Raw genomic sequence first — 18,961 nt, forward strand, 5'->3', positions numbered from 1 at the left:
TTAAGGTCAATGATCACCGAGGAGTTTTTCCGGTTCACTTATTTCAATGGATATTTAACCGGCAGTGCCGGAACCGGGCAAGAGGTCTCCAGGGCGAGCCCTCTTGCATCTCCGCGCCCTTATGGTGTCGTTTGCCTGTACGGCACCAGACGATGAGTTCGTTTCAGTTGCCACCGTGTGTGGCGTTGGTCGCGCCGCTGCGCGGTCCCCTCGTTCGTTCGAAAGCCAAAAGCGTCTTTCTCCCTCCCTCAGCGCCGCCCCGAGGCCGCCAATCAGGGCTATTAAAGAAAAACCGGCAACCTAAGCTGAGGTCAAAAGACCTTCCTTCTGACAAAAATTTTCTTTTGAGGGTGACGTTCTGCGAACATCGGTTTTATTAATTCAGAAACGAAATCAAAAGTTATATTTAGTCTCGAACAAACCTAAGAGACCTATCTTTGTGAGATCGGCTTTTGACCGCCGTGGAGTTGCCGGTTTTTCTTTTTAGCGGCTTTGGCGGCCTCAGGCCTACGCTGAGCGAAGGAAAGGGAGACGTTTTTGGCTCCCGACTGAGTGAAGGCAGCACGCAGGGCCGTGGCCAACGCCACGCACGTGGGCTGCTGAAACGATCTACTTTTTTTGCACCAATCTGGTCGCGAGAAAAGGGGCCCGGGATTCTTAAGGGTGGCGGCCCAAGGGCCACCCTTAAGGCGGTCTGGGCCGCAGCCCAGTAAGCGAAGCGCATGAAGTTGAAGTTGAATTTGAAGTTAAGCTAAAGGCCATGCGCAGCATTAAGTGCCGTGCGCAGCACAAAAAGTTGCCTTTAGATTCCCAATCTAAAACCAGACCAGACTTGGTCTAGCCGATTACTTCCCGTCCCACGCTTTCAAAGCATCATCTCTGACTTTTAACTTCTGTTCAGGAGTCAACTTGTTGTAATCAGGAGCTAAACCGCTTTCCCAATCGCCATATAGCGGATTAGGCAACACGATAAACTGAGTGCCAAACAGGTTGTGGTTGCCGTTAACAAAGTTACGGCGCTCGGCATTACCTTTGTGGTAAGTCGCGGCGCCAAAGTCATTCAGATTATCGCCGATATATAACACGATGTTATAACCCTCGCTTTTGATTGCATCAAAACGGGCCTTTTTATTCGAGGTATTTGAGTTCAGACGTAGCGTTTTTTCGGTAACGTTCGGGAAACCAAGACGCTGAAGATTGGCAACCGTAGCGGCATAATCTTTCTGACTGCGGTTTGATACGTAGAACATGATCCCGCCGTGACTATCAACATACTGGGCAAAACTGACCGCACCCGGTATCGCGTTTGCCTGTTTCGCCTGAGTCCATCGCGACCAGCTCTTGTCATCAAATGGCTTATTGGCCTTGACCTGCCACGCACTGTAGGCGCTGTTGTCGATCATGGTTTCATCCAGGTCAACCACGACGGCTTTTTGTTTACCGGTCAGAGACTGTGCTTTGTCAAAGGCGTAGGTTGCGGTGGTAAATGCCTGATAGGCCAGAGCCTGATATTCACCCGACTGCTGGAACCAGTTTAGCGCCATTACTGACTGGTCATTTAATTGTGCGTTGGCGTCTGATTTTGTTTGCTGTGCACAACCGGTCAGTGCCAGAAAAACCAGGGCACTCGTGCCGTACAGCGAGGCTTTCTTCATCATTATCGTTATCATCCTGTGATGGGGAAATTAAGAAGTTTGTTGCTCCCAGGCGTGGGTCAGAAAAACTTTAGCAGATTCAGCGGGCTGTAAAAGTACTTACGAGCAGATTTTTGACGTGGATAAGCTTTTCATATGACAAAAAAAGCCGGGGGATGAGCCCGGCGAAGGTAAAATGAAATGATATTGATGCAAGGTCTTATTATTAGAACTGGTAAACCAGGCCTACGGCAACCACGTCGTCATTATTTAGGCCCAATTTATTATCGTTGCTAAGACGGTTGATTTTATAATCAACAAAAGTTGACATGTTCTTGTTGAAATAATAGGTCGTGCCCACGTCAATATATTTAATCAGGTCAGCATCGCCTACGCCTTCAATATCTTTTGCCTTGGTCTGAACATAGCCAAGAGAAGGGCGCAGACCCCAATCGAACTGATATTGCGCAACAGCTTCGAAGGTTTGAGTTTTATCGGCATAGCCGCTGACGGCTGAATTAGTCAAGCTTGATACACCCGCTGGAACAGAAATACCGACCATGCGTTCAGTCTGCGCATATAGAGCGGCTAAATAAACACCGTTATTATCGTATTTAAGACCGGCGTTCCAGGCATTGGCTTTATCGCCTTTACCTAAAGTTGAATTAGACTGTGTATTAGTGCGATCGGAAGAAGTGTAAGCGCCACCTGCACTAATTCCGGCCCCAATGTCATAGGTCGCAGAAACGGCATAACCATCGCCGTTGGATGCCGTGGCTGAGCGCGAGCTGCTGTCATCATTTTTACCCTGATATTGCAGCGCCAGGTTCAACCCTTCAATCAGGCCAAAGAAGTTGCGGTTGCGGTAAGTTGCCATGCCGTTGCCGCGCCCGGTCATAAAGCGGTCGGCTTTGGTATAACCATCACCACCAAATTCCGGGAACATATCGGTCCAGCCTGCCACGTCGTAGAGCACGCCGTAATTACGGCCATAGTCGAAAGAACCGTATTGGCTAAATTTCAAACCGGCGAAACCGATTCGTGTTTTGGTGCCAGTGCTGGTTCCCTGTGCCTCAGAAACGTTATCTGCAACCTGATATTCCCATTGGCCATATCCGGTCATCAGATCGTTTATTTTTGTTTGGCCTTTAAATCCAAAACGTACATAACTCTGATCGCCGTCACTGCTGATGGCATCAGAAAAATAATGTTCGGCCTTCACTTTTCCATAAAAGTCGAGTTTATTTCCGTCTTTATTATAAATTTCCGCTGCGTGTGCGCCTGAGGCAATTAATAATGATGGGATTAATATTGCCAAAATATTACGTTTCATTTTTAACCCTGTTTTTGGTAACAACAATTTTAATTAAAGGACGCTAGTCATCATCAATGCTGTTATTTCCATCTATGAGTGGAAGTTTTTACAGCGAGAGTTTTTTACCTTATTAATGTGATCAATTTATGACATTGAAATAGGAAGGTGATTTTTTAACTCAATGATTTTAATAAGCTAGCTAATAATGGTGGTAGCTATTTAATTTACGGCTGACGTAGGCGGGCGAGTGTGGGACAATAGCGACAACCTATGAAAATGATAAGAGATGCATGGCGCTGTCCTCCGCAGTAAAAGATCAGATAAGCCAGTGGTACAAAGCCCTGCAGCAGCAAATCCCGGATTTTATCTCCCGTGCCCCTCAGCGTCAGATGATTGCCGAGGTCGCAAAGGCATTTACCAGTGATTCAGCCCGACACCTCGCTATCGAGGCACCAACGGGCGTAGGAAAAACCCTGTCCTACCTCATCCCTGGGATTGCCGTTAGTCGAGCAGAAGAAAAGCCGTTGGTGGTCAGCACCGCCAACGTTGCGCTGCAGGATCAGATTTTCAGTAAAGATCTGCCGCTGTTAAAGAAAATCATTCCAGACCTCAAATTTACCGGGGCGTTTGGTCGTGGACGATATGTTTGCCCGCGTAACCTGTCAATGATGAGCACCGAAAATGCACAGGGCGATCTCGGCCTGTTTTTAGGTGACGAGCTTGCCCCTTCCAGCGGTGAAGAACAGCAGTTCTGTTCAACGCTTGAGAAGGCGCTAAGTCGCTATGAGTGGGACGGGCTGCGCGACCATTATAAACAAACGATTCAGGACCCGCTTTGGCAAAAACTCAGCACAGATAAAGCCAACTGTCTGGGGAGAAATTGTCATTATTTCCGAGAATGCCCGTATTTTGTGGCGCGCAAAGAGATTGAAAGTGCCGATGTGGTGGTGACCAACCACGCGCTGGTGATGGCTGCGCTGGAGTCTGAATCAGTATTACCCAATGCCAAAGACTTACTGTTGGTGCTCGACGAGGGCCATCATCTACCTGATGTGGCGCGCGATGCGCTGGAAGTGGATGCAGAAATTACCGCCGTCTGGAACCATCTCCAACTCGACAACTTTGTTCGTCAGTTCGAGCAGTGTATTGCACTGTTTACGCCGAAAAATCCGCCACCGCTGGCCAATGCCGAGCGTCTGCAAAACCATACCGCCGAGATGCGCGAACTGCTGCAACTGATTGAGCAGCAAGTAAATCAGTTTTTACTGCCAGACGAGCCGGAAGCCGAATATCGCTTCGAAATGGGTATTTTGCCGCCAGAATTGACCGAGCTTTGCGCCCGTCAGTTTAAATTGACGGATGCGCTACGTGGTTTGGCCGAGTTTATGCTCAACGATTTGAGTGAAAAAACCGGCAAGCATGACGTGCTGCGCCTGCATCGCGCTATTTTGCAAATGAGCAGAATGCTGGGTTACCTCGAAACCATGAGCAAACTCTGGCGGCTGGCGGCGCTGGAGAAAGCCTCCAATGCGCCTATCGGCAAATGGGTGACGCGCGAATATTTCGATAATCAGACTCACCTGGTGTTCCACTGTGTCGGGATCCGCGTCAGCGAGCAGCTTGAGAAAATGCTGTGGCGCAAAATACCGCACGTAGTGATGACGTCGGCGACGCTGCGTTCGTTAAACAGTTTTTCACGTCTTCAAGAAATGAGTGGCCTGAACGAGAAGGCTGGTGACGTGTTTATCAGCCTCGATTCGCCGTTCAATCACGTCGAGCAGGGAAAGATTGTTATTCCGCAGATGCGCACCGAACCGTTAATGGCTAACGAGGCACAGCACATTCAGGAAATGAGCGATTTCTTCCGCGCTGAACTGGCAACAGAAAAACATCGCGGCATGCTGGTACTGTTTGCCAGCAATCGTGCGTTACAGCAGTTTGTCGAATTAATGCCAGACCTGCGCCTGATATTATTAGTGCAGGGCGATCAACCACGCTATCGGTTGGTTGAAGAGCATCGTAAACGGGTTGAGGCTGGAAAAGTCAGTGTGCTGGTGGGGTTACAGTCCTTCGCCGAAGGGTTGGATCTCAAAGGGGATTTGCTGACTCAGGTGCACATCCACAAAATTGCCTTCCCACCGATCGACAGCCCGGTAATCCTCACCGAGGGCGAGTGGTTGAAAACACTGAAACGCTACCCTTTTGAAGTGCAGAGCTTGCCTAGCGCCTCGTTCAATCTGATTCAGCAAGTAGGGCGATTGATTCGCAGTCATGAGTGTCGCGGTGAAATCGTGATTTATGACCGCCGCTTGATCACTAAAAATTACGGCTCCAGACTGCTGGCCGCGCTGCCAGTTTTCCCTATCGAACAGCGCGAAATGCCAGAGCCTGGTTTCGGAAAATATATTCCGTTAACCAAAACCAAAGTGGTCAAAGCGCGTCGTAAACGTTAGTCCTGCTTTCCTTATCTGCGAGGTAACGGCAAGGTTTCTCCCCGCCATTGGCTGAGTTATGCTGGTGTTATTCGCAGGTGAGGAAAGCACAATGGATTTCACAAAAGTTATTAAAGAAGTCGGACGCGGTAAAAATCATGCCCGCGATCTCGACAGGGAACAGGCTTTAGAGCTGTACCGTTTAATGTTGGCAGGTGAAGTGCCTGATTTGCAGCTCGGTGGTTTGTTAATTGCCTTTCGTATCAAGGGCGAAGCCGAGCAGGAAATGCTGGGTTTTTATCAGGCAATGGAAGAGCAGACTCTCAGGCTGCAAGCTCCCGCCGAGCGCCCGATGCCGGTGGTCATTCCCAGCTATAACGGCGCGCGCAAGCAGGCTAACCTGACCCCGCTGCTGGCAATTTTGCTGCACCGGCTAGGTTTGCCGGTGATTGTTCACGGTGTGACTTCAGATCCGGGCCGCATCACTAGTTATGAAATTTTCCAGGCACTGGGTATTAAAGCCGCTGATTGCGCCGAGCAAGCGCAGGCCATGCTCAATGAAGGTCGCGGTCCGGTGTTTATCCCGGTTTCGATACTTTGCCCACCGATCGACCAGCAGTTACAGCTACGCTGGCAGATGGGGGTGCGGAACAGCAGCCATACCCTTGCCAAGCTGGCAACGCCGTTTATTGATCAACCTGCGCTGAGATTGGCCAGTGTCTCTCATCCTGAATATATCCAGCGAGTATCCTCTTTCTTCCAAGACGTTGGCGGGCTTGCTCTGCTCTCGCAGGGAACTGAAGGCGAAGTGTACGCTAACCCGCTACGCAGCGCGCCAGTTCATCTTATTGGTCACGGTGAACAGAAAATCTTGCTCGAACGGCAGGAATTCAGTGCGCAAAATCTGCCAGCTGCCAAAGATGCCCAAACCACCGCAGATTGGATTCAAGGCTGTCTTGAAGCAAAAGTTGCCGTCCCACAGGCCATTTTGCATCAGCTCGCCTGTTGTCTGGTTGCTACCAAACTTGCGCCAGATTTGGCAGAAGCCCTCATGCTGGTCGAGCAGCTTTTTTAGCGGCTGGACTGTCGACAGACATTGGGTCTGAACTTACACTCAAAGCATAATTTCTTTTACTTTCAGCCAAGAAGGACGCTATGAAACAGTCACAGGAATATTTCACCGCACTGAATCACGACTATCTGAAGGTACACAAAACGAAAGAAGAGCTGTTCTGGCAGAACTATATGGGCACCGGAGACCACGATGTTTCCGATAGATTTTCCAATGCTGAAACGGTTTTTAAACGTTTTATTTCCAATCCGGCTCGATTGGCAGAACTGCGCGATCATATTGCAACCGTGGAGGCTGAGCCAAAAAGCGAGGCACAGCAACAATTGCTGACCGGCCTGCGTGGCTGGTATCGCTTTTTTGATTGCAATGCGATTGAAGACCCGCAGGCTCAGGCGCTGCTCGAAGAAATAATTCAGGCAGAGTCGACGCTTTACGGCAAACGCAAGCTGCACAAACTGATGCACACCAACAGCAAGGGCGAGCTGGTCAACGCCTCACTCGGCGAGCTGCTGACCAATCAGGCCACCAATGAAAACGAAGAGTATCGTCGCAGTTCGCAAATCGCCCTGCGTGAGTTAGAGCAGTGGCTGCTCGTTAACGGTTTTCCTGAACTTATCGCCCTGCGTAATCGCTTTGCACGTCAGCAGGGATACCGTAACTACTTTGATTACAAAGTAAATAAAACCGAGCAGATGAGCCCCGAGCAACTGTTTGCCATTCTCGACCGTTTTGAGGAGCAGACTCGCGAAGCCAACGTGCGCAGCTTGAATGAGCTGGTGGATCGTGCAGGCGACGGCGCGCTGATGCCATGGAATATTCGCTATGCCAGTGCTGGAGATGTCACACGTCAGCTGGACCCCTATTTCCCGTTTGCCGACTCGCTAAGCCGCTGGATCAACAGCTTTAAGCGCCTGCACATTGGGTTCAACGGGGCAGAAATGCAGCTCGATTTGCTGGTGCGCGAAGGTAAATACGAGAATGGTTTCATGCATGGACCGGTACCGCCGTTTGTCGATCAGGGCAAATGGGTACCGGCGGTGATTAACTTTACCAGCCTCGCGAAACCGGACCAGGTGGGCAGCGGCGCAACGGGTTTAGCGACCTTGTTCCATGAGGGCGGCCATGCTGCACATTTCGCCAACATTCGTCAAAATGCGCCTTGTTTCTCGATGGAGTTTCCACCGACTTCAATGGCTTATGCGGAAACACAGTCGATGTTTTGCGACAGCCTGCTAGACGATGCCGATTGGTTGAAACGCTATGCCAAAAATGAGCAGGGTGAGTCGGTGCCGGATGCGTTGATTCAGGAAAGCATTGCGGCGCGCCAGCCGATGCGGGCATTCAACGAACGCCATATTCTGCTGATGCCATATTTTGAATGGCAGCTTTATCAATGGCCTGAAGAGAAATGTACGCCTGAAGCTATCACTGCATTGGCTCGTGATGTTGAAACCCATATTCTTGGTGTTGCAGGCAGCCCAAGGCCGACGCTGGCGGTGCCACATTTGCTGTCGCTAGAATCTGCCTGTTCTTATCAGGGCTATTTATTGGCACTGATGGCGGTGGAGCAAACTCGCGCCTTCTTCCTTAAGCGCGATGGTTATCTGACTGACAATGCGGCGATTGGACCGGATCTGGCAAAACATTATTGGACGCCGGGTAACAGCGTGAGTCACGACGAAACGCTGCGTAGCTTGACTGGCGAAGGTTTTAATCCTGATTATTTGGCCGAGGCCTGCAACCAGACGGTTGAAAGTGCGTGGCAGGATGCTCAGGAGGTCATTGCTCAGGCCGCTACTCGTGAGCAAACGGCAGCTGATTTTGATCTCAACGTGCATATTAAAGTGGTAGACGGCAAACGCGTGCTGGCTGATAACGCCGAAGGCGATGATGCAATGTGCCAAGACTTCGCTGATTTTGTCGAGCAAACCTATTTACGTCGATAAGTTATAACGTCGATACTAAATGACATCGATAAAATATCGACTAAATAACGGTTAACATGATATCTCCCCTCTTATCGGTAACGCGATAAGAGGTTTTTTTTTACTTATCCCGCCTTAAAAATCTTTTCCAATCTCACTTTTCTTAGATAGAAACTCATAATTAGCCTTAAACCTCATTATTGATTTTGTGATACTTGCTGATTGGTATGCTTTTTACTCCAGTGCTAATTTTTATCCAGCCCGATTCGGTCCTTGATTATTTCGAAGAGGCCGCAGGTTCTGAATTTTAACAATTAACCAGTGGAGTAATAAATGAACGTACCGGAAACAGCATATGGTATGAGAATTGACAAGATGTCGGATGTGAAATTTGTCAGTGACTTTAAAATAGAGTTTCTCGATAGAACTAATGCACAAGTCGCTAGCATCCATGCCAACAAGAGTAACCAAGTAGGCATTAAGCTGAGTCTTAATATTTTTATTGGTGATGACAATAAACAGCCTGCCAATATTACAGAAAAGGAGTTATTGCACTGTCTGAGCTTGTATGACGTCGCCAGTGATAAGGAACTCTTGTTTAAATCTCATGATGATTCTGGATTGAGTTATACCAATGATAAAACTCCTACAGTAAAGCGGTAGATTATTCAGGTTCGCAGATTTACCAAGGTAATGATCCAACTGCTGAAGAGTTGAAATATACTCACAGTATCGTTTTTATGTTATGGCTAATGACTTTAAAACTTTCGATATATATGCTCGACTCAGTAATTTAAACGTAAATGTTTATCCAGAATCTTATGTTGATACGAGTGGCAACATTAAAGATTTCCCAAAAGTGACGTTGGCAATTAACGCCATTATAGCTATTGATTACAGTGATAAGAACATGTGGCAGATGCCCACTGAAGACAAACACTGGATCGATACGGATCAAATGCCAATTAAATGGTTGGCGATGAGTAGTGGAACCGATTACGCATCGTGCTCTTATGCCTCATCATTAATTGAAAGTGCGAAGTATCATGCTGATAACCGCTATGAAATTGTAGATTTTGCAGTAACTGGAGAATCAGTTCTTGCTATGTCAGGGCAATGTAGTGCTGTGATTGGCTGGACAGGATCGTCAAATTATGACATTTACGGTTGTTGGGTTGAGCCTAAATTAAGAGCGCCAGGTGCTCAAACAAGAGCAATTGGTTATGAGGATCATAAACTTATTACTACTCCTGGTCACCTTGGCGTATGTACATCTTATTATGTTGATACCACATACAATGAATTCATAACAAATCAATTTCTAAGTGGCTATGATAAAAAAGGCATTACTATATATTTCTTTAACATTAAAATTCATGCTGGTGATGCGTATAAATCCTACTGGGATGATGAAATTAATAAAGCCTCAGTCACGGTGACGGATGCTTTTGGCAACTCTGGCGTCGTAGATATTTGCTTCGAGAAAGAAAACTATAAATATTATATTTCTTGAGTTAGATGTGAATTTTCAAGTGTTAATATTCCTAAGTATTTTCTAGGAGTATTAACATTAATTCTGTAAAAACTTCCTTAAACTGGTTTTTAAATCCATGTTTTTTGTTGAGGTCATATAACAAACAAAATAAAGAGTGAGCGGATTTAATTATCAAGTTTATGGTTATTATAACGATGTTCGTATTGAATTTTACTCACAAATATGTAAACAAGGAGAATTACCATGGATGATCAAAAAACGATGTTTGGTTTAAAAGTACACAGCATTTCAGATGTAACGTTTGTTAGTGATTTCAAAATAGAGTTCCTGGACAGAACTGCAGCACAGGTGGCGACTATTCATGCTAATAAGCAAAATCAAGTAGGTGTAAAAATAAGTCTTAATATGTTTGTTGGGGACTCGAATAAAGAGCCGGCTAATCTTGCACCCGAAGAGTTATTGCACTGTTTATGCTTGTATGACGTAGCAAGTGGCAAAGAATTGCTGTTTAAAGCCTATGATAATTCAAGTTTGAGTTATACCGATGTTAAGACAAAATATTGTAAAGCAGTAAATTATACTGATTCACATGTTTATCAAGAGAGTATTCCTTATACTGAAAAAGCACGGTATACCCACACTATGACTTTCTATGTATGGGCTAACGACTTTAACAATTTTGATATCTATGCGCGGCTCAGTCATTTGAGTAAAGATTTTTATCCTGATACTTATGTTGATACTAGCGGTGATGTTAAGAATTTCCCAAAGGTTATATTGGCAATTAACGCTATACAAGCAATTTACTACAGTGACAAAAGTCTGTGGGAAGTACCTACTAATTTGAACTGGATTGATCACAGTTGGCTTGATTTCCATTGGGACTCAGGTTCTACAGGAACCAGCAACGCTCCTTGCACCTATGCTCCAATGTTAATCAGAAGCCAAAAGTATATTAGCGATCCTCGTTATGAATTGGTTGATTTTAAAGTGAAAGGCGAAACCAGTAAAAAACCTGAGGGCGAATGCAGTGCCTGGATTGGTTGGAAAGGGAAACGCTATGATACTTACGGTTGGTGGGTTGAACCTGTAGTGAGAACCCCAGATCCCTCGGCTGACGCAATAGGAACTGATTATCCGATACGTTTAACGACCAATAATTGGACCGGTATCAATACATGGTATACATCTCGGCCTAAAGGGGAACAGTTAATTAAGTCAAGCCAATTAAAAGGTAAGGATGCACGCGGAATTACTCTCTATGTTTATAATATTCAGCTTCGTGAAACTGACTTGGTCAAACGTGGTTGGAGCGATAATATTAATAATGCCTATGTAACTGTCACTGATGCCTTTGGCAATTCAGGGGAAGTTGTTATTGCTTTTCATGATACAGGCTATACGCCCTATATTGTTTAATATTCAAGCGACTTTTTTAAGTTTATAGATTGTGATCCCATAATGTTTAGAGGGATGCATCATGGACGACCAGAAAGAAATAGATATTAAAAAGTATAACAAGGCTTCTGAAATTAACTTTATTAATAACCTGAAAATGGAATTTCTTGAGAAGACCTATGCCTCGAGTGCAGCAATACTCGGAAATAAAAGAAATTAGGTGGCTATCAAGTTTAGCTTTTGGCCACTCCGTGGCGGTTAAAATTCATTTTAAAGGCGAGCATTATGGAGTTGAAGTTTTCTGAGGGTCGCTGTTTTACGGTCTATAGATAATATAGATCTTTTATTACAATGCCTTCATTGAAAAGTGAGGGCATTAAATTCTGATATACCTGTGGAGATCTTGAATTATGAGTGAAGGAAACACTATATTTACCCAGGCATTTAACTTTGTGAGTGCCGCACAAGGGCGAGTTGACCCTCGTACCGGGATATTTCTTTTTAATTTCCCACTGGAAAATTTAGCCGGTAATGATAAACGCGGTCCATTCCTCGATATGACCCTGCGTTATTCGCCGATGCTGACTGAAAACCTGTTTGGATTGGGCGTTGGCGTAACGTTGGGGCTTTCATCCTATGACAGTCTAAGTAAAGTGCTGACCTTGAGTACTGGTGAAATGTATAAGGTTGATGAGTTTGCTAACTCTTTGACTATTCGCCAGAATAAACTCGACAATATCAGGATTAAAAAATACACCGAAGGATCAGATACTTTTTATCGTATTGTTCACAAATCTGGGCAATGTGAATATCTGACAACAAACAATGGTGCTTCAACACTTAATTTACCTCGATATATAGAATCGCCACTGGGCAGCCGTTTAAAACTAAAATGGAATGGTCATAATCAATTATTGAGTGTGACGGATGATGATAACATTTGTCTGTGCAAACTAAGTTATCAATCAAGTCCAGATAATGTTGCTATAACATTATTCCCGGAGAAAAAAGACAGTGTTGAACTATTGCTTTCTTTTACTACCGCCAGTGGCTCGCAGTATTTGCATAATATCGAAAACACCAGTCTGAAAAATAATTTGAAATGGAGTCTGAATTACAGCTGGGATGACGACAAACTGCGTATGTTTGGCAAGTGCATATTGAAAGAGGTGACTGCTCCCACCGGTCTCACCGAGCAGGCTCTCTATGATCCTCAGGCAATGCGGGTAAACCATCAATTTGGCACCGAATTTGTACCGGCGATAATTCGGTTAATTACTTCTCCCGGTTACGGCCAGCCTGACATGACGGTTAACTACAGTTATACCGGCAATAACTATTTAGGTGGAACACTGCAGTATGGCCAATTTGATGCCGGTAATGATTATATCTACAGTTTTCCTACCGATTACATCTATGGTTCAACCGAGACGCAAAAAGCACCAGAAGGCCAGCAAGACAAGATAATTCAGCGAACTTATAACAGTTACCATCTTCAAACTATTGAAAAAATTGCCAGTGGTGATTGCATTACTTCGCAAATAACTAAATATTTTCTTAAAGAAAATTTCGACTTTGAGAAGCAGCCTTCTGTACTACAGATGCCGCAAAAAGTGACTAAAGTGTGGCAGAAAGGTGCCGAGCTGAAAGCACCGGAAGTCACCGAATACGACTACGACAAAGACGCTCAGGGCAATTATTCAAACAGTGGAAATTTAGTTAGTCAGAAAGCCCCTGATGGCACCGTCACCACTCATGTCTACTATTCTTGCGAAGGCGAAGAAGGCTGCCCGGCTGATGCTTTTGGTTTTCGCCGTTATATCAAGAGCACCACAGTTACCCCGCCTAAAACCAGTTATGCTGATGAACCCGTTTCATGTACTGAATATCGTTATCAGAAATTTACACCCCTGGCTGGCAGCGCAGTTTCCTACGCGGTGTTGAAAGAGTCTGAAACGCTGAAGATTAACGGTACATCGAAATTTCGCGAGCAATTAATCTATCACACCCAGGCTGGGGTTAATTTTGGTCGTGTAAAAAGCAAACTGCGTACACGATATTCGACCCATGGTAAAACTTTCAGCGTGAAACAAACTCTCTCGATGGAGGCGCAAGGTGAGACGCTGATACAAAGCGTTAAAAACCAGATGCTGAGTGAAGATGGCATTACTCCGTTGTTTACCACTGAAAGTAGCAGCAAACTTTGTCGTCACAGCGGGCATCTATTGTCGGAAACCGACGTGGCAGGCAACACGGTAGCCTACGCCTATGATGCGTTGGGCCGCATCCTTTCTCAGACACACCATCCTGACAAACCCGCATATACTTCAACGGAAACTTATAGTTATACGCTTCCCGAGCGTCTTAAAAACCAGCCTGCCAGCACGATTCATACTGATGTTCTTGGCAATAAAATGCGCGTGGATTACGACGGTCTCGGGCGTGAAATCACACAATGGGTGATTGACCGTGATTCAAAAAGTATGGTTTCAGGTCAGTCAGACGCCTGGCAGTTGGTCAGTACCAACCACTACGACAAGTTTGGCGCGGTCTTTAAAGTCACTGGGAGAGACATCCTCAATCCAGGGTCGCAAACGCCACAAATCCTCGAATCAAGCCAGGTTGTAACTCAGGATAACTGGGGGCAAAGCTATTCGACTACCGGGCAAGATGGCGTAATCCATTACAACATTACCGATCCGATTGCACTCAGCACGACTAGCTGGAGTAGCAGTCAGAATGGCAGGCAAATGACCGGCAAGCAGGTAACTCATTTCAGCGAAACTCATCACCCGCTGCAAACAGAAATTTTTTTAATTCAAGGAAATCAATATAGTACCCAGTCTCAATCATGGGATGGGGTGGGGCGATTGCGTAAATCCACTGATGCGCTGTTGCGTAGCACTCTCTTTAACTATGACGAAGAGGATCGTGTTATTTCGACTTCTTTGAGCGATGGCTCGAAAATCAGTAAAACCTATGCTCCTTTTTCCACAGGTAAACTGGTAACCCAAATCAGCGTGACGGATAAGAACGGCAAAGAGACTGTTCTCGGCACCCAGAAATTCGACCGTCTCGGGCGTTTGCTAGAAACGACCAGCGGCGGTCGAACCAGTGTAATGACCTATACCCATGCCTGGCAAACTCGCCCAACATCGGTAAAAGGGCCAGATGGTGTCGTCACGCGTACGGTCAGCGATCCTAATTTGGGGGATGCGGTGACTCATCTTTATGCCGGTGAAGGCGCTGGCGCGGTCACGCAATCTTTTGACTATCATCTCCCAACGGCAATGATGACCAAAGCCACGGAAAATAATTCATCAAATCGTTGGTTAACCTATCCTTCAGGTCGTGTGAAGTCTGAAATGTCGATTATTCACGGCGGCACAGAAAAATCAGTTGGCTATCAATATTCATTGGCCGGTGCGGTCGAGAAGGATAGCGATATTGAAAATGTTAGCCGACAGCGTAAATTTGGCGTTTCAGGCACCTCTACCGGTCAGCTTTTGGAAGTGAGTGACTCAGAACTGAAAGTCACCCCTCATTACGATGAGTTTCAAAGAGTTACTGGCTGGGAAGTCGTAGAAATAAGCAAGAAACACACATTGACTACCTCTTTGACATTTGATGATTTCGGGCGTGAAACGGCGAGAGTTGTGGCGCATAGCAACGGTGAAACTTATCACATCAGGCAGAACTGGAATGTTAATAGCCAGCTGGAGAGCCGCACTCGCCTGCGTGGCAGCGAAGTGTTAAGTAATGAAACCTATCTCTACGACTCGCGTAATCGCCTGGTAACCTACAAAGCTGGTCCGCTAGAAGGCCAACTGCCAAAAGATGCCTATGGTAATGCGTTTACTCGCCAGGATTTCACCTTTGACGTGTTGGGTAACATCACTACCTGCACCACGATGCTTAAAAATGGCAGTCAAAATGTGGCTACTTATCATTTTGAAAACAGTAAAGATCCTTGTCAGTTGACCTCAGTTACCAACAGTTTGAGTGCGAAGGAATATCCTGCAAAAATCGCGCTGACCTATGATGCTGCAGGTCGTATGATCTTGGATGAAGCGGGCCGAAAACTTTCCTACGATGCATTGGGCCGTTTGCAAAGTGTTGCAGGTGAAAAAGGCAGTGGCCGTTATGGCTACAATGCTCAGAACGTATTGAGCTGGCAAATTGTGGATAAAACCAAGCAGTTACATCGTTTATATTATCGTAGTAACAAATTGGTCAATGAGTGGATGAGCCCTGAAGGGCAGCCGCAAAGTGACACCAAAGATAGTCGTGTGCGTCTGGTTTACGCTGCGGGCAGCAATGTTGCTCAGATTAACCATGAGGGTGATAAGCAAACCACGTCACTTATCGGTACCGACAGTAAAAGCTCTATAATGACTGCCAATGAAGAAGGCAAGACTCGCGAGTATCGCTATACCGCTTATGGCACGCAGGCAGCAGAAGAGAAGTAATTATCGGCAAAAGAGAACCGGGCATGTCGCCCGGTTTTTATCACTTATTGAAGTCACAAGACTAACGGGCGTCGGGGCGTATCAGGTCAAAACGCAAATCTTCAGAGATAGAATAGTAGGCCGACGGACCACCGGCACGTAAAACCGGCTCGGCCAACGCCGTCTGATAAATTCCCTCTTCATTAAGTAAATGGCGGGCAATATGTACCGCAACCACTTCTCCAAGTACCAGCCAGGTATCGATTTTCTCACCTGATGAGCCTTGCAACTGAATACATTGTGAAAGTTTACACTCAAAATTTACCGGACTTTCGGCGACGCGATCGGCGGCAACAATGCTGCCGGCTATTGGCGTCAGGCCCGAAAATTCAAACTCATCGCGACCATGTTCCAGCGAGGCGGAGCTTTCATTCATTTTCACCGCCAGGCTACGGGTGGTCAGATTCCAGACAAACTCACCTGTTTCAACGATATTAGCCACGCTGTCTTTCCAGCCACTGCTGGCGAAACCAATGATTGGTGGTCGATAATTAAAGCAGTTGAAGAAACTGTAGGGAGCGAGATTTCTTTGACCTTTTGCGTTGCGCGAAGCTATCCAGCCAATAGGACGCGGTCCGACTATCGCGTTGAGGGGATCGTGCGGCAGGCCGTGCCCTTTTGCGGGTTCATAAAAATAGCGATCGTCAGAGCTCATAATTCACCTTTTTGGGCCGGATATTTTGCACTCATTAACTATTTGCAGACCAGCCAATGAGACGTTTTCAATAGCTTAGCCAAGATTGACTGGATTTACAGTGGCCTTCTGTGTGATGCCGACAGTCAATGGCGACGGTTTGTGTTATCTTACGCGGCAGAATTTTTCCCGACGCAGGTGCTATTTTAACCAGTTTATGTGGTCGGGTAAGCTTAACATTGATATTGGAGAGTCATTAAGGTGGAAAGAAAGAAAGCGATTCCGCAGGATAAAAAGATAGTTTTCCCGCAGGAAAAAAGCGGGCTTCACGCGCGAAATCGCCATCGTAGCCGCTATGATTTTCCTGCCCTGATTGTCAGCAGCCCAGAGCTAGAAGCGTTTGTCGCAGAAAATAAATGGGGCGACCTGTCAATAGATTTTGCCGATCCGCAGGCGGTCAAGGCGCTTAATCGCGCGCTGTTGCGTCATTTCTATCAGATTGAAAACTGGGATATTCCGGCCGATTATCTGTGTCCGCCGATCCCGGGTCGTGCCGATTATATCCACCACTTGGCCGATCTGCTGGCTACCAGCAACGGCGGCGAGATCCCACAGGGCAAAAACGTCGCCATTCTGGATATCGGCGTGGGGGCGAACTGTATTTACCCGATAATTGGCCTGCGTGAATACGGCTGGCGCTTTACCGCCAGTGAAATTGATGAGGTTTCAATGGCTGCTGCGAAAAAGATCGTCGCCACTAACCCGCTATTAACCAATCAGGTGCGTTTCCGTTTGCAGGCTAAACCGCCGCGCATTTTTGACACGATTATTCGCCACGACGAGCGTTATGACGCGGTTATCTGTAATCCGCCGTTCCATGCCTCAGCTGAAGAAGCTGCCGCAGGAAGCCAGCGCAAGCGCGATAATCTGGGCCTGAATCGCCGTGGAGATAAATCAGAACTTAACTTCGGCGGTCAACATAACGAATTGTGGTGTGAAGGCGGCGAAGAGGCATTTGTAGAGCGCATGGTTGAAGAAAGCGCAGTTAAAGCAAATAACTGCCTGTGGTTCACGGTGCTGATTTCCAAAAAAACGACCTTGCCGTTGATATACGATGCTCTCGAAGAAGCCGGCGCGACCAATGTGCGTACCGTTGAAATGGCTCAGGGCCAGAAAGTCAGCCGCTTTGTGGCCTGGACCTTCCTGACACCGTCCCAGCAGAAAGCCTGGGGTGGCAAGCGCTGGGCATAAATTTAACTTTGTAAATATTAAAACACCGGATCGATTAACATTGATCCGGTGTTTTTTTTTGCTGGCAAAAAGCTGCTTCAAAGGCTTTGAACAAAGCGATTGAAAACAGTACTAATATTTTGTTTGATCAGCCAGCGTTTTTAATCCGCAGTCGCCAGAGTAGAAAACCTGTTTTTATCATAATATGCCAGAATATCGTCACAGTTAATATTTTCGAATGACTTATAAATCCAGTACCCGATCGAAAAATCTACCCCGGCAATAATTTTCATATTTAGATCTTTTGCATAAGAAGTGTCAAAAAAATCTTTCGATAGTATTGCGAGACTTCGACCAGCAAGCACGGATTCAACTCTAGCTAAAAAACAATCATTAATAATTATGCCGCCAGTAAATCCCCTTTCTTCGAGAGAATGCAGATAATTTTTGAAACCATAATATTTCATCAAATGTGAGCTTTGAATGAATGGCAACTTTTTATAACTGTCTTCATCACCTGATTCGGTATTTGTTGAAACAAGTTTCATGGTGGAGGAGATTTTCTTAACAAATTGAACTCTTCCATTATCCGCTATTGGGCTGGTGGAAATAATAATATCTGGAGAGCTATCTTGAGTATATGAGGATATTATATTTGAATTGTGAGAAAGATAATCTGATAAAGAGTAAATGTGCATGCTAGGTAAATTATTTACTACGATTTCCCGCTTTTTTTTAACATTTCTTTTTTCCGAGAAACTTAATAATAGATTATATGCCTGAACTGTTTTTTGATAAAAATCGCTCCCTTTATCCGTCAGTCTCATCCCGGCGTTGCTGCGGGTAAAAAGTCTAATCCCTAGTTCATTCTCAAGAAGTTTTATTTGCCGGCTCAGTGGCGGTGGTGTAGTGAATAATTTTTCAGCGGCTTTGGCGATCGTTCCTTCCTGGACAGTGACAATAAATGATTTTAATCTTTTACTGATCATTGCTTAAACCTCATACGTTATAATGTCCTGAAATTTTATACAGATTTAAAGAGCAATTTTTTAAAATAAATGTGTTTTCTAGTCAGTTGTTTTTAAAGCTTAAAAACGAGCTTTGTCTCTTTTAAGTAATTTCCTGTTAAAGTTTATTAAAATTATAATGTTGTTTTTTAGTCATATTTTAGTTTTTATTAATGTGAGATTAAGTGAGTTACGCAGTTTTTAACAGAATGTCATTTTTAGGATTAAATCATGCCAGCTGTTAATTTTTTATTACAACAGTCTTCTGTTGGTTAAAGTGCACTAAATATGGCATAAGTCATCATAGGGTT

13 protein-coding genes are annotated in these 18,961 nt (G+C 45.6%); 9 read left to right on the forward strand and 4 right to left on the reverse strand.

What is annotated here, in order from left to right; translation table 11 throughout:
* Positions 1-845: 845 nt before the first annotated feature.
* On the reverse strand, positions 846-1,655 hold the full coding sequence (locus SPM24T3_RS17930; protein WP_009638211.1) for a 5'-nucleotidase, lipoprotein e(P4) family: 810 nt from the start codon (positions 1,653-1,655) through the stop codon (positions 846-848).
* Positions 1,656-1,860: 205 nt separating this feature from the next.
* Positions 1,861-2,967, reverse strand: coding sequence for a porin OmpC (ompC, locus tag SPM24T3_RS17935; protein ID WP_009638212.1), 1,107 nt, complete (start codon positions 2,965-2,967; stop codon positions 1,861-1,863).
* 272 nt (positions 2,968-3,239) lie between these two features.
* Here ompC and dinG point away from each other — a divergent pair, with 272 nt between their 5' ends.
* The 8 genes from dinG (at position 3,240) to SPM24T3_RS17970 (ending at position 15,740) form a co-directional block, all read left to right on the forward strand.
* Positions 3,240-5,402: an ATP-dependent DNA helicase DinG gene (gene dinG / locus SPM24T3_RS17940; protein WP_009638213.1), complete on the forward strand. Its 2,163-nt coding sequence runs from the start codon at positions 3,240-3,242 to the stop codon at positions 5,400-5,402.
* A 91-nt stretch (positions 5,403-5,493) separates the two neighbouring features.
* Entirely contained in the window at positions 5,494-6,456 is a 963-nt protein-coding gene (ybiB, locus tag SPM24T3_RS17945) for a DNA-binding protein YbiB (protein ID WP_009638214.1), read from the forward strand.
* A gap of 80 nt (positions 6,457-6,536) precedes the next feature.
* Positions 6,537-8,399 (forward strand): M3 family metallopeptidase, encoded by a 1,863-nt coding sequence (locus SPM24T3_RS17950; protein ID WP_009638215.1) that lies wholly within the window; start codon positions 6,537-6,539, stop codon positions 8,397-8,399.
* 312 nt (positions 8,400-8,711) lie between these two features.
* Positions 8,712-9,041: a hypothetical protein gene (locus SPM24T3_RS17955; RefSeq protein ID WP_009638216.1), complete on the forward strand. Its 330-nt coding sequence runs from the start codon at positions 8,712-8,714 to the stop codon at positions 9,039-9,041.
* Positions 9,042-9,123: 82 nt separating this feature from the next.
* Entirely contained in the window at positions 9,124-9,891 is a 768-nt protein-coding gene (locus tag SPM24T3_RS17960) for a hypothetical protein (RefSeq protein WP_009638217.1), read from the forward strand.
* 225 nt (positions 9,892-10,116) lie between these two features.
* Entirely contained in the window at positions 10,117-11,292 is a 1,176-nt protein-coding gene (locus SPM24T3_RS17965) for a hypothetical protein (RefSeq protein WP_009638218.1), read from the forward strand.
* A 61-nt stretch (positions 11,293-11,353) separates the two neighbouring features.
* Positions 11,354-11,491: a hypothetical protein gene (locus SPM24T3_RS25965; protein ID WP_237713112.1), complete on the forward strand. Its 138-nt coding sequence runs from the start codon at positions 11,354-11,356 to the stop codon at positions 11,489-11,491.
* Positions 11,492-11,681: 190 nt separating this feature from the next.
* On the forward strand, positions 11,682-15,740 hold the full coding sequence (locus SPM24T3_RS17970) for an RHS repeat domain-containing protein (protein ID WP_009638219.1): 4,059 nt from the start codon (positions 11,682-11,684) through the stop codon (positions 15,738-15,740).
* A gap of 61 nt (positions 15,741-15,801) precedes the next feature.
* Here the strand turns inward: SPM24T3_RS17970 and SPM24T3_RS17975 are convergent, their stop codons facing one another.
* Positions 15,802-16,434, reverse strand: coding sequence for a flavin reductase family protein (locus tag SPM24T3_RS17975; protein ID WP_009638220.1), 633 nt, complete (start codon positions 16,432-16,434; stop codon positions 15,802-15,804).
* A 240-nt stretch (positions 16,435-16,674) separates the two neighbouring features.
* On the opposite strand from SPM24T3_RS17975, the gene rlmF reads away from it, so the two are divergent.
* A complete protein-coding gene (gene rlmF, locus SPM24T3_RS17980) occupies positions 16,675-17,664 on the forward strand; it encodes a 23S rRNA (adenine(1618)-N(6))-methyltransferase RlmF (RefSeq protein ID WP_009638221.1) in 990 nt (329 codons plus the stop codon).
* A gap of 140 nt (positions 17,665-17,804) precedes the next feature.
* Here rlmF and SPM24T3_RS17985 read toward each other — a convergent pair whose 3' ends face one another.
* Positions 17,805-18,632 (reverse strand): LysR family transcriptional regulator, encoded by an 828-nt coding sequence (locus SPM24T3_RS17985; RefSeq protein WP_009638222.1) that lies wholly within the window; start codon positions 18,630-18,632, stop codon positions 17,805-17,807.
* Between the last annotated feature and the right edge of the window lie 329 nt (positions 18,633-18,961).

Origin of the sequence: Serratia sp. M24T3 (assembly GCF_000257645.1) — a bacterium.
Taxonomy (GTDB): domain Bacteria; phylum Pseudomonadota; class Gammaproteobacteria; order Enterobacterales; family Enterobacteriaceae; genus Rouxiella.

Excerpts from the sequence above, each read along its gene's own strand:
- ybiB (WP_009638214.1), top strand. The coding sequence starts at position 5,494 with ATGGATTTCACAAAAGTTATTAAAGAAGTCGGACGCGGTAAAAATCAT.
- SPM24T3_RS17970 (WP_009638219.1), top strand. The coding sequence starts at position 11,682 with ATGAGTGAAGGAAACACTATATTTACCCAGGCATTTAACTTTGTGAGT.
- SPM24T3_RS17960 (WP_009638217.1), top strand. The coding sequence starts at position 9,124 with ATGGCTAATGACTTTAAAACTTTCGATATATATGCTCGACTCAGTAAT.
- SPM24T3_RS25965 (WP_237713112.1), top strand. The coding sequence starts at position 11,354 with ATGGACGACCAGAAAGAAATAGATATTAAAAAGTATAACAAGGCTTCT.
- SPM24T3_RS17975 (WP_009638220.1), bottom strand. The coding sequence starts at position 16,434 with ATGAGCTCTGACGATCGCTATTTTTATGAACCCGCAAAAGGGCACGGC.
- ompC (WP_009638212.1), bottom strand. The coding sequence starts at position 2,967 with ATGAAACGTAATATTTTGGCAATATTAATCCCATCATTATTAATTGCC.
- SPM24T3_RS17985 (WP_009638222.1), bottom strand. The coding sequence starts at position 18,632 with ATGATCAGTAAAAGATTAAAATCATTTATTGTCACTGTCCAGGAAGGA.
- dinG (WP_009638213.1), top strand. The coding sequence starts at position 3,240 with ATGGCGCTGTCCTCCGCAGTAAAAGATCAGATAAGCCAGTGGTACAAA.
- SPM24T3_RS17965 (WP_009638218.1), top strand. The coding sequence starts at position 10,117 with ATGGATGATCAAAAAACGATGTTTGGTTTAAAAGTACACAGCATTTCA.
- SPM24T3_RS17955 (WP_009638216.1), top strand. The coding sequence starts at position 8,712 with ATGAACGTACCGGAAACAGCATATGGTATGAGAATTGACAAGATGTCG.
- SPM24T3_RS17950 (WP_009638215.1), top strand. The coding sequence starts at position 6,537 with ATGAAACAGTCACAGGAATATTTCACCGCACTGAATCACGACTATCTG.
- SPM24T3_RS17930 (WP_009638211.1), bottom strand. The coding sequence starts at position 1,655 with ATGAAGAAAGCCTCGCTGTACGGCACGAGTGCCCTGGTTTTTCTGGCA.